At 40.4% G+C, this 12,863-nt stretch carries 9 protein-coding genes; 1 reads left to right on the forward strand and 8 read right to left on the reverse strand.

The window, feature by feature from the left end; all coding sequences use genetic code 11:
• Window positions 1-36: 36 nt before the first annotated feature.
• The 8 genes from ACK1I8_RS10170 to guaB form a co-directional block, all read right to left on the reverse strand.
• Window positions 37-1,947, reverse strand: a complete 1,911-nt coding sequence (locus tag ACK1I8_RS10170; RefSeq protein ID WP_412469214.1) for a beta-N-acetylhexosaminidase — start codon at window positions 1,945-1,947, stop codon at window positions 37-39.
• Between the two features lie 684 nt (window positions 1,948-2,631).
• The gene (trxB, locus tag ACK1I8_RS10175) at window positions 2,632-3,588 is read right to left on the reverse strand and encodes a thioredoxin-disulfide reductase (RefSeq protein WP_412469215.1); all 957 of its coding nucleotides are present in this window, start codon (window positions 3,586-3,588) and stop codon (window positions 2,632-2,634) included.
• A gap of 250 nt (window positions 3,589-3,838) precedes the next feature.
• Window positions 3,839-5,467: an acyl-CoA carboxylase subunit beta gene (locus tag ACK1I8_RS10180; RefSeq protein WP_412469216.1), complete on the reverse strand. Its 1,629-nt coding sequence runs from the start codon at window positions 5,465-5,467 to the stop codon at window positions 3,839-3,841.
• A 260-nt stretch (window positions 5,468-5,727) separates the two neighbouring features.
• Complete coding sequence (locus ACK1I8_RS10185) at window positions 5,728-6,267, reverse strand: hypothetical protein (protein WP_412469217.1); 540 nt, start codon at window positions 6,265-6,267, stop codon at window positions 5,728-5,730.
• Between the two features lie 59 nt (window positions 6,268-6,326).
• Complete coding sequence (locus tag ACK1I8_RS10190) at window positions 6,327-6,788, reverse strand: MaoC family dehydratase (RefSeq protein ID WP_412469218.1); 462 nt, start codon at window positions 6,786-6,788, stop codon at window positions 6,327-6,329.
• 189 nt (window positions 6,789-6,977) lie between these two features.
• Window positions 6,978-7,571: a TIGR00730 family Rossman fold protein gene (locus ACK1I8_RS10195; protein WP_412469219.1), complete on the reverse strand. Its 594-nt coding sequence runs from the start codon at window positions 7,569-7,571 to the stop codon at window positions 6,978-6,980.
• 353 nt (window positions 7,572-7,924) lie between these two features.
• Window positions 7,925-10,504 carry a TonB-dependent receptor gene (locus tag ACK1I8_RS10200; RefSeq protein WP_412469220.1) on the reverse strand — a complete coding sequence of 860 codons (2,580 nt, stop codon included), beginning with the start codon at window positions 10,502-10,504 and terminating at the stop codon, window positions 7,925-7,927.
• 350 nt (window positions 10,505-10,854) lie between these two features.
• Window positions 10,855-12,324, reverse strand: coding sequence for an IMP dehydrogenase (guaB, locus tag ACK1I8_RS10205; protein WP_412469221.1), 1,470 nt, complete (start codon window positions 12,322-12,324; stop codon window positions 10,855-10,857).
• A 240-nt stretch (window positions 12,325-12,564) separates the two neighbouring features.
• Between guaB and ACK1I8_RS10210 the strand changes: the two genes are divergently transcribed.
• Window positions 12,565-12,846: a pyrimidine/purine nucleoside phosphorylase gene (locus tag ACK1I8_RS10210; protein ID WP_412469222.1), complete on the forward strand. Its 282-nt coding sequence runs from the start codon at window positions 12,565-12,567 to the stop codon at window positions 12,844-12,846.
• Window positions 12,847-12,863 lie beyond the last annotated feature (17 nt).

A 12,863-nucleotide genomic window follows, 5' to 3' on the forward strand; every position in this document is an offset into this window, starting at 1 on the left:
CAAATTAAGGATTTTAGCCTATCCATGCAATTGTTTTTATTTCTTCGCTTCTGCCTTAACATCAGGCGCACCGTTATTTAAAACCGTTTCGGTAGTTACACTTCTTCTACCGCTTGGGGCAATAACAATGGTCTTCAAAATCCTCTTCTCACCTTTCGGAACCGTAATTTTTACAGGACCGGTGTATAAAAAAGCATTTTCTGAAGGACGTGATAAATCGATAGAATAATAGATTTTACCACCTGTAACCGGTGCTTTTAAATCAATAGTGAACTCACCTCCCGTTAAAGGTTTTTCGCTCAGGCCAATTGGAGTTGGTACCCAGAAGTTAATTCCCATTTTATCCAGGCGGGCCAGATGCACCGGTAAACGCTCTTCGCTAAAGTTTTTCAAATCTTTGCGTTCAACTGGCGACCAGGCAATTTCTGCCAAAGCCAAAAGACGTGGAAAAGCATGATTTTCGGCTTTCGCAGTAGTTTTAATATACTCTGTCCACATATTGGCCTGTACACCTTTTATATATTTTCGCTGATCGGCAGTTAATATTTTCGGGATCGGATCGTAAGCATATATTTTCTGATATGGAGCAAAACCGCCAATGGTAACCGGCTCATCCGGAGAATTGGACTGTTTATGATCGATATACAAACCCATTGAACCAGGCGTCATAATTACATCATGATTTTGTTGCGCCGCAGCAATACCGCCATCTTCACCCCTCCAGCTCATTACCGTAGCATTTGGCGCTAAACCACCTTCCAAAATCTCGTCCCAGCCAATAATGGAACGACCTTTGGCGTTTACGTGTTTCTCTATGGTCTGGATAAAATAACTTTGCAGTTCATGCTCATCCTTTAAGCCTTTTTCTTTCATTAAAGCCTGGCAAAACGGAGATTCTTTCCAGTAGGTTTTTGGTGCTTCGTCCCCACCGATATGGATATATTTTGAAGGAAAAATAGCGATCACCTCGTCCAAAATATTGTTCAGCATGGTAAAGGTATTGGCCGATGGCACAAAAATATCATCAAAAACACCCCAGGTTTGCTGTACCTGTTTGCCTTTTCTGCTACCGGCCCACGGTGTCTTATCGCTGATAAAGGTATCGCGATCAGGAAAACAGCTTAATTCAGGATATGAAGCAATAGCAGCAGACGCATGGCCTGGCATCTCGATTTCAGGAATTACCGTAATGTATTTTTCCGCGGCATACCTCACAATTTCTTTAGCTTCTTCCTGAGTGTAAAAACCTTTTACCGGTATAAGGTAATTTCCGTTGCCCGGATAATTGCCAATGATGGTACCATTACGCGATGAACCGATTTCGGTAAGTTTAGGATATTTTTTTATTTCCAATCTCCAGCCCTGATCATCAGTTAAATGCCAGTGGAAAGTATTGATTTTATAATAAGCCAGCTGATCGATATACTTTTTGATAAAAGAAACCGGGAAGAAATGACGGCTGACGTCAAGCATTGTTCCCCGGTAAGCAAAACGTGGATAGTCACTAATATTAACAGCGGGAATAGTAATTTTACCGGCAACTTTATCCGGCATCATTTGCATGGCTGATTGAACGGCATAAAATAACCCGGCCCCTTTTCCTGTCAAAACAATCTGTTTAGGTGTGACTTTAATGGTGTAACCTTCGGCTGGTAACTGATCCGCGCCAACAGATGTTAAAATAATGGCTTTTTGGTTAGGTTGGGGAATTTTGGTTTCCCGTAAAGCAAAGCCTGCCTTGTTTACCACAAAAGCATTTAATAAATCAGCCATCTTTGCTCCATCAATGCTTTGATTGACCAAAACTGTTGTTTTATCCAATTCAAAATTACCACTTGCCCTTGTAATGGCTACCGGTGCAGGTATGATGCCCAAATTAGGGTCGCGCTGCGCAAATGCGCTTGAACTGATTAATACTCCAATAAAAATCGATAATGCCTTGTTCATTTTTTGTATTGATTTTATAGCTTAAACTCATTGTTTGAACCAAGATAGAGATTATAGATAAATTACAAATCCCACATTCTTGTTACAATTCAGGTCAACCGTTTGACTATATAATAAAACGCCTATAAATTTATACGGTATTTGTTAAAACGTTTTTATAATGCTTCTGATAAACTGTATAATGGAAGCTTAGTTTTTTTGGAAATCAGGTGAAAAAACGCTTAGGTTACAATAGTCCCGCCATCCGTTCCGTCCCGATGAAACCAGTGAAACAAACCAGGATATTATAAAAACGAAAAACAGTGCTTAAGTATGGGGCTGCAACTACTGAGGGGATTAGGTGGCAAGACCAGTGGAACTAATTGGGTAAAAAGGTGCGTAAGCACCATAGGCACTACGCTGATAGAACCTTAATAGCTGCAAAAACTTGTGTATTTAAACCTGATTGAAATGAAAAGCCCGCAGCGAGGACTTGCAATGGAAAGCAGGACGGACAATGAAAAGCGCTACTGCAGTTGCTTTCCAAAAAAATGGAGGTTTTATAAAACAACATTTGCTTTAATAAATCTCCCGACTCCGTTGCACTTTGCTCGAGATAACGATTGGCATGAGCGAGGTGCCGATATTAACAAAAAAGAGAAACCAAAACTGATTTCTCTCTTTCAAAATATTTTAAAATTACGCTTAAGCTTCTACGGGATGCTCTTTAGCGGCCAGATACCGCTCCGCATCAAGTGCGGCCATACATCCAGAACCGGCAGCAGTTACGGCTTGCCTGTAATACATATCCTGTACATCACCACAGGCAAAAACTCCTTCAATATTGGTTAAGGTAGAACCTGGTTTAGTCAGTAAATAACCAGTTTCATCCATATCCATCTGTCCTTTAAAGATATCGGTATTCGGTTTATGACCAATAGCCACGAAGAAACCTTCAACAGCGATATCAGACTCTACACCTGTTTTATTATTGATTACTTTTACCGCGGTCACATTTTTGCCATTACCCAAAATTTCCTGGGTTTCGGTATTGTAATGAACGACGATGTTTGGAGTAGCTAAAACACGACTCACCATGGCTTTTGAGGCTCTAAACTCATCCCTACGCACCAATAAATGCACCGTTTTACAAAGTTTGGCTAAGTAAGTTGCCTCTTCAGCAGCCGTATCACCGGCACCTACAATGGCCACATCCTGCCCCTTAAAGAAGAAACCATCACAAACGGCACAGGCAGAAACACCAAAGCCATTGTATTGTTGTTCACTAGGCAAACCCAACCATTTTGCAGTTGCGCCGGTTGCAATGATTACGGTATCAGCCGTAATGGTTTTAATTTCATCAACCACCACTTTATGAGGGGTTGAAGAAAAATCTACCGAGCTAACGTAACCAAAACGAATATCAGTTCCAAAACGTTCGGCTTGCTTACGGAAATCTTCCATCATTTCCGGCCCCATAATTCCTTGCGGGTAGCCAGGGAAATTCTCTACATCTGTAGTCTGCGTAAGCTGTCCGCCAGCTTGCATGCCGGTATACATGATAGGTTTTAAATCAGCTCTGGCAGCATAAATTGCAGCAGTATAACCTGCCGGACCAGAACCTATAATTAAACACTGAACGTGCTCATTTTCTTGTGACATTATATAATAAGTTTGAAATTCATTAATCGTAGCGCAAATTTAATGCTTTAAATAATGGTTAACAAGCGCACATTGTCAACATAGTTTACTTATTAACAGTAGAAGATGTGGAGCAAAGCACATCGCTTTTGGCGGAAAGCGGATTACGTTTATTACAGGCAATAAATTTAGATGGCAATAATCTCATCGTGTCAGATATTTACATCTGACACCAATCGAAAGTCTGTCAGATAATAACATATGGTGGCACTTATGTCTGAATTATCCCAACATTAAATTTTTTGGTAATCGGCGATTGGTTGGCTGCCTCGATTCCCATCGAAATAACTTTTCTGGTTTCGAGCGGATCGATAATCCCATCAACCCAAAGCCGCGATGCAGCATAATAAGGGGTAGTTTGGCTATCATATTTATCGGTAATTTCTTTCAACAGCTCGGCTTGTTTTTCTGGTGTAATCACTTCGCCCTTAGCTTTTAGAGATGCTTCCTGAATTTGCAACAGGGTTTTAGCCGCCTGTGAGCCACCCATTACCGCAATTTTGGCGGTAGGCCAGGCATAAATTAAACGCGGATCGTAAGCTTTACCACACATGGCATAATTACCGGCACCATAAGAATTGCCTAACACAATTGTAAATTTAGGCACCACCGAATTGGCAACAGCATTAACCATTTTGGCCCCGTCTTTAATAATGCCGCCATGTTCAGAACGGCTGCCCACCATAAAACCGGTTACATCCTGCAGAAAAACCAAAGGAATTTTTTTCTGGTTGCAATTCATGATGAACCGGCTTGCCTTATCGGCACTATCCGAATAAATTACCCCGCCGAACTGCATCTCCCCTCTTTTTGATTTGACCACTTTACGCTGATTGGCCACAATACCTACCGCCCAGCCATCAACACGACCTAAGCCACAAACAATACTCTGTCCATAACCTTTTTTATATTCTTCAAATTCCGATCCATCAACCAAACGGTTAATGATATCCATCATTTCGTAAGGTTTATCCCGGTTTTCGGGGAAAATGCCGTACAGCTCCGCTTCTTTTTCTTTTGGTTTAACAGGGGCAATACGATCGAAACCTGCATTTTCAGGTGCGCCAAGCATACTCATGAGATTTTTGATGCTATCTAAACAGGCCTGATCGTTAGGATGTTTATAGTCGGTAACACCCGAAATTTCGCAGTGTGTAGTTGCACCTCCTAAAGTTTCATTATCCACCTCTTCTCCTATGGCCGATTTCACCAGATAAGACCCTGCTAGAAATACCGAACCTGTTTTATCTACAATCATGGCTTCATCGCTCATAATAGGTAGATAGGCACCCCCAGCCACACAAGCGCCCATAATGGCAGAAATCTGTACAATCCCTGCTGAAGACATGATGGCGTTGTTGCGGAACATCCTGCCGAAATGCTCTTTATCAGGGAAAATTTCATCTTGCATAGGCAGATAAACACCTGCACTATCAACCAGATAAATTACCGGTAAGCGGTTTTCCATGGCAATTTCTTGCGCACGAAGATTCTTCTTAGCTGTCATCGGAAACCAGGCACCTGCTTTTACGGTTGCATCGTTAGCCACAATCATACATTGCCGGCCACTTACATAACCAATGCCACACACCACCCCGGCCGACGGACATCCACCCTGTTCGGCGTACATGCCATCAGCGGTAAAGGCGCCAACTTCTAAAAAATTAGAATCTTTATCAATTAAATATTCAATCCGCTCACGGGCCAGCAGCTTACCTTTTTCTTTTTGTTTTGCAGCGTTTTTCTCACCACCACCCAGGTATACTTTTTTAAGCCGGGTTTTCAGTTCGTAAACCAGCTGTTTGTTTACATCCTCGTTTTTATTGAATTCGATATTCATGTAGGCAATTTAGATTTAATTTCAGAAAAACAGTACTGACCAAAATGGTTTCTGGTCTACCACCTGTTTTAACCGCGAAAGATGCTAAGTTTTTAACCACAAAGTTCGCAGAGGTAAAAGCACAGCCGACAAAAATTCGGGTTTAGCATCTCCGTGTTTCCGTGTTCCTGTAGCTTTCTAACTAATTAATGGCAGAAAATTAATACCTTTCTGTATCCATCTTTCTAAAACTCCGTGAACTCTGTAGTAAATTGTCTTATTTATTCCTGATAAACCACGCCATTAATCTTTATTTTTTGATATTTGTCTGCCCAGCCTTTACCTTTTATATATTTTACCAATGTGGGGTGGCCTTTTAAATTTGGGTGGTAAATCGGATCAAACGAAAAAGTGATTTCCTGATCTGATTTTTGAACTACCGTTACTTCGTTATCATTTTCATTCTTTTCTCCGGAAGTGAAAAATTTATCGCCTTTCTTTGCAGAAAAATCAGCTCTGGTGTATATTATTGAAGGATTATCCGGATAACCTTCAATCAGTCTGTTATGCTCATCTATCCTCAGGTACATGGTGCTGCTTGCATCACCCCCAACCAAAGAGTAGAACTTATAAAAAAGCTTGTTATCAATCCGAACGGTGTCCTTAATTTCGGTGTGGGACTGAGCATTTATATACCATAAGTTACCAATCTGCATGGGTAAAAATGAGTCGGTTGCCGAATGCTGATCTTTGCTGGCTTGACAAGACAGGATAAACAGACTAACTAAAATATAGCCAATGGATTTTTTGTTTCTGATCATGAGCGAATCTGTTTTTTATTTAAACGTTAAATATAAACAATACGCTTCATTGTAAACAATTAACCCACAAAATGATATAAGAAAACAACCTCTCCACTAAAAGCCGGCTTTTTCTGAACTTCAATTTCCATTTCGATAGCCATATTAACTTTGGTTACACCACGAAGATTGATAATAGAGGCCAGTTTAGCTTTTAACCTTACCTTGCTGTTTACGGTCACGGCCTGTGCAAACCTCAAATTTTCTATACCATAATTGATCTCCATTTTTAGGTTTTGAATATCAACAATTTCTTTCCATAAATAAGGGATTAACGAAAGCGTTAAATAACCGTGAGCGATGGTTGCCTCAAAAGGACCTTCATTTTGTGCCCTTTCTTCATCCACATGAATCCACTGATGATCTAATGTAGCATCGGCAAATTTGTTAATCTGTTCTTGCGTAATGGTATGCCACGAAGAAACGCCTAATTCTTTGCCCAGGTATTGTTCAAATTCTGCGTGTGAGGTAATGATGTGCATTTTTTAATATATTTTTAAAGCGCCAGGCGTTTCCGGATGGCGGGTTATTAATTATATGTTGGGATTGTATTCTTTGAACCCTGGTGAGGGCCCATGATCTTATTGTCAAGGTAAATATATTCAAGCTATCAAACCAGGAACTATTGACTATCAGCCATCAAACTATCAACCATAAATATTTTGAAATAATTAACTCAGATTCCGCTCTCTAAACCACACCTCGTCTGGAATAGCAGAAAAATCATCCATTTTATTAATTAACACTTCAGCATCTGCTTCATTGAATACCAAATCGCGATTGGCCGGTTTCAAAAATTTACTTTGCACCATCATGTCCATTTGGGCGAATAAGGGATCATAAAAACCATCAACATTTAATACTCCGATTGGTTTATGGTGCAGACCGAGCTGTAACCAGGTTAATACTTCGAAAAATTCCTCCAATGTACCAAAGCCACCAGGTAATATTACAAAACCATCACTCAAATCGGCCATTTTCTGTTTTCTTTGATGCATATTTTCGGTAACAAGCATTTCAGTTAAACCCTGGTGACCAACTTCCTTATCCATTAAAAATTGAGGAATTACACCTGTAACCAAACCACCCAATTCCAGTACATCATTGGCCAGCACGCCCATCACACCAACGCTTCCACCCCCATAAACCAGTCTGATCTGCTGCTTTACAAGTGTTTCTGCCAATTGCTTTACCGCATTACGAAGCACTGGATCGCCATTAAAGTTTGAGCCGCAGTACACACAAACCGAATTGAGCTTATTCATTGAATTAAAAATTTACCGAAGTTAAGATTTTATCGGCTTTTCGTAAATTTTAATTCTACACAAAACAATTACAGGACTTATTACGCATAAAATAAGCGAGGTTTAATCGTAATTATTTCGCTTCCAAGAACCACCAACTTCGTTAAATAAAACTGATAGAACGGAAAGCCCGGAGTGAAGCATGAGCGGGGACCTGGAGGGATAGCAGGACAATAAAATAAAATTCTGTCTTTGCTTTTCAAAATAATATAAACCAGGTTAGCCACCTGAGGACGATTAAGTATTTATTAGCATAAAAAAAGGAGCGGCATTACACCACTCCTGCTAACCAAATATAAGAGAGAAAAAATGAATTAGAAAGTATAACGGATGGTACCTCCGTAAGTTCTTGGATCGCCAAGTACCCCGGCATACAAACCAGCGTTACCCGCCGCAGCCTGTAACTGCTCGTAATAATTTTTATTTGCGATATTTCTGCTCCAAACAAATAAAGAAAACTTATCTGATTTGAATCCCAACCTGGCATTAAATAAGGCATAACCTTTAACAACCAGTACACTTGATGGGGTAGGATTTGAAGAGTATTCTGAACGGTAGCTTGCATCACCGGCAATGAAATAACGCCCCGCTCTGGTAGCCAGATTACCGGGTGTACTCAGTTCTGAACCACCTGAGACATTCCATTTTGAAATGCCTGGTAACCTACCGCCTGATGCATCTTTGAAGGCAACCTGGGTAGCCACGCCATTTATAAGTTCAGTATGCCCAGTTTCTTCTAACGGAAGCGGCGCATTTGTAAATTTCACGTATTTACCGTCAAGATAGGCTAAGGCAGCATTTAAAGTTAAAAAGCGCTCCACCTGATAAGTACCATCTATTTCCAAACCTTGTACCCTTACCTTTTCAGCGTTTGATAAATAACCTCTATTTACACCGAGCTGTGGCGATTGCACATTGGTCTGGTAATCTTTAATATCCGTATGAAATAAGCTTATATTTAAAATCGCACCTTTAACTGGCTTTGTTTTGGCACCCAGCTCATAATGCTGAACGTACTCCGGTTTAACAACCGCTACCGATAAATCGGCTGCTCCCGTTGAAGTAGTGGGCAAGCCACCTACGTTAACACCCACCGGTTTGTAAGCGGTAGAAAAGGTTCCGTAAACGTTTAAATTATGGTTAGGACGATAAGAAACGGTAAAGTTACCTGATAAATTGTTGTTATCTACCGTTGTGGTGAACTGCTGATTGGCATATACAGCTGCTTTAAGTGCTAATAATGTCGCATCAGTGGTTTGTAAACCGCCATAAGTTACCCGGTCATAATCAACATCTTTTTTATCATAGGTATACCTTAAACCAGGTAATACGTGCAGATTTTTTAAAACTTCCCAATCCACCTGTGCAAAAACCGCCGCACTTAATGATTTAATGATAGAGTTGGTTTTAATCCCAAAACCATCCAACAAACCAGGTGTGGAGTATAAAGCCTGACTTCCGGTATTACTGGTTTGTACAAAACGCCATTGATCTTTACCTACTTCTTCTGTTTGTGCCAAACCTTTTAAATTCTGACCCAGAAAATAAACCCCCACTACCCCACTTAATTTTTCATTGATATTTCCAGCATATCTCGCTTCCTGCGAATATTGATCGTGGCGCGAATTGCCCTGCGATTTGGTCAACGCTGCCACCTCAGAAAAATCCCTGTCGTTGGTAGGGTCCCAATTCCAAAATCTCCAGGCTGTAGTTGAAGTTAGTGTTCCATTCCCGATTTTATAATCAACATTTAATGAAATCCCTCCTATTGATTGATTATGTCTCCAAGGCGTATTGGTGTTGATTTCTCTCGAAAAAGGATCGATTTTAGGTTGTTGGTAGCCTAAATCGGAAATAATTCTGGCATACTGCCGGTACGCGCTTCTCTCGGTTGTGGTAACACCGGCAATTACCAATGGGTAACCTGCCGGATGCTGAATACTTACGTCGCCGCTTAACAACACCTGCAATTTTTCTGAAGGGGTATAGTATAACTGACTTTTTAAGCCCAGGTTATTCTGTCCGCTATACCTGCGTTCTTCTCTGGTATTCCAGATCGTACCATCGCGCTGTGTACCTGAAATTGAAATTTTGGCTGCGAGATCTTTTGCCAGTGCCCCGGAAACTGATGTTTTGGCCTGAATAAAATTATAATTCCCTACGCTTAATTCTATTTTTGCGCTGGGTGTTAAAGTGGGTTTGCTTGTGGTGATGTTAAATGCACCAGCCGTGGTATTTTTACCAAATAAGGTACCCTGCGGGCCACGTAAAATTTCGATCTGATCGATATCAAGAAAATCGGTAGAGGTAGCAGCCGGACGTGCATGATAAACACCATCTACATAAAAACCCACTCCCGGATCAATACCATCATTGGTTAAACCAAAAGTAGAACCTAAGCCCCTGATATTTAGCGTTGTGTTTCTGGCATTCGAGGCATACAACTGTACTGAAGGTACCAACTCTTTTAAACGGTTAACATTAAAAGCACCTGCATTTTCTGCAGCCCGGCCACCGATAACGGTAATTGGAATTGGCACATCCTGTAAAACCTCCGAACGCCTTCTCGATGTGACCACGATTTCATCTAACAGGGCATTTTCTACCAAAATTAATTCTATTGGCGTATCCTGAAGTTTTAGTATCTGAAAATCCTGTGGTTTATAACCTACAGAGCTTACCTGAAGATAAAAAGGTGTTTCCTGGTTTACATTAATACTAAAGGCACCATTTTCATCGGCTACAACGACCTGGTTGGTTCCCCTTACCTTTATGGTTGCATTGGGAATTGTTGTACCATTGGTTGTTTTAATTACGCCAGTTACCGGACTCTGGGCAAAAGCGAATCCTACTGAAAGAAAAAATGAAAATAAAAAAAGTAAAGTTTTGTTCATGATCATGTGGATAGTTAATTCAAATGTTGTTGATTATTGACTCGGTTGCAAGTATGTGACGATTATTCAAATGGCTACAACAGCAATACAAACGCGTTTTTTGATTTATTTCTATATTTAACATACAAACCCTATAGATTTAGTCGACAAATATATTAAAAAAAATCAACCGCCAAATTTTATTTTGTGATTTTTATAAATAAGTGCAAACTTCGCCGCTTTAAAAACCTGCGTAGTTTGAATTAAAAACGGGGCTATCATAAACTGACGCCCCGTTCTATCACTTTAAACATCCGGATATTAAGCTTTACCCTATGCCGTAAACCTTACACCCTAAAGCCCAACTAACCCTATCTGGTATAGTTCGGCGCTTCTTTGGTAATGGTGATATCATGTGGATGACTCTCTCGCATACCTGCAGCGGTAATCTGTACAAATTGCGCTTCTTGCAAGGCTTCAATATTGGCTGCTCCACAATAGCCCATACTTGCACGTAAACCGCCAATGTACTGATACATTACTTCAGCAAGAGTACCTTTAAATGGTACACGACCAACAATACCTTCGGGAACCAGTTTTTTAATATCATCTTCTACATCCTGGAAATAACGGTCTTTAGATCCTTGTTCCATTGCTTCAATTGACCCCATTCCACGGTATGATTTAAATTTACGTCCTTCGTAAATAATGGTTTCACCTGGCGATTCTTCTACTCCTGCAAATAAAGAACCTGCCATCACGGTGCTTGCACCTGAAGCAATTGCTTTTGCAATATCACCCGTATGTTTGATACCACCATCGGCAATAACGGGTACTCCTGTACCTTTCAGGGCTTTGGCACATTCGTAAACCGCATACAACTGAGGAACACCGACGCCAGCAATAATTCTGGTGGTGCAGATAGAACCCGGGCCAATACCTACCTTAACGGCATCTGCACCGGCATCTGCCAAAAACTTCGCAGCTGCACCCGTGGCGATATTACCCACAATAACCTGTAAATCAGGATATTTTGCCTTAACTTCTTTTAATTTATCGACTACCCCTTTAGTGTGCCCGTGAGCAGTATCAATGGTAATTACATCAACACCAGCATGCACTAAGGCGTCAACGCGTTGCAAAGTATCGGCAGTGACCCCTACTGCAGCACCTACCCTTAAACGGCCATGTTCATCTTTACAGGCTACCGGATAATTTTTAACTTTTGAAATATCTTTAAAGGTAATTAAGCCACTCAAGTAACCATCTTTGCTCACAACAGGAAGTTTCTCAATTTTATGGTTCTGCAGAATTTCTTCTGCCTGAACCAAAGTAGTTCCTTCCGGAGCAATGATTAAATTTTCTTTGGTCATTACTTCAGAAATTGGGCGTTTCATATCCTTTTGGAAACGTAAATCCCGGTTTGTGATAATACCAACCAGTTTATTATCGCTACTTACAACCGGAATACCACCTATTTTATGCTCTTTCATAATTTTGAAAGCATCAGCAACTACGGCTGATTCCAATAAGGTTACCGGATCTTTGATCATACCACTTTCTGAACGCTTAACCTTACGTACTTCGGCAGCCTGTCTGTCTATCGTCATGTTTTTATGTAACATGCCTATACCACCATTCTGCGCAATGGCAATGGCCAGTTCGGCTTCGGTTACGGTATCCATTGCAGCAGAAATCAATGGAACATTAAGTTTGATTTTTTTTGTTAGAAAAGTGGCAGTATTTACTTCACGTGGCAGAATTTCAGAGTATGCAGGTACCAATAGTACATCATCATACGTTAAACCTGTGGCAATAAACTTTGTGGAATCGAGTTGCATAGCAAATAAATTAGGATTTATTATTTGCCAGGCAAAGATACGAAAATTGAGTGAAATTAAAAGGGTTAAATTGAAAATGCTTAAATATTGACTTCGCCTGACAATTAAACTTAACCGATTTAACTTATAACGATTCCATATGTATCCTCAAAACAACCATATTGAATAGTTAAACCTTATAAAAAAATTTACCAGGCTGATAAGCAAAAAGCTATTTTGACCAAAACTTTATAATAAACAATGATTACTGAAAACCAATATTTTGATGGCAAAGTTAAATCCTTAGGCTATGAAACCGCAGAAGGGAAATCAACTGTCGGGGTCATCAATCCGGGAGAATATGCTTTTGGCACTGCTCAAAAAGAAACGATGCATGTTATAGAGGGCGAATTGGAAGTACTTTTACCAGATGCTACCGAATTGATCAGCATCACTGCAGGAAACTTTTTCGAAGTGCCAGCCCATGCTTCCTTTAAATTAAAAGCGGTTGTGCAAACCGCTTATCTGTGCCAGTATAGATAGATTGACTTTAGGTTCGT

It is taken from the genome of Pedobacter sp. KLB.chiD, from assembly GCF_047040275.1.
GTDB lineage: Bacteria > Bacteroidota > Bacteroidia > Sphingobacteriales > Sphingobacteriaceae > Pedobacter.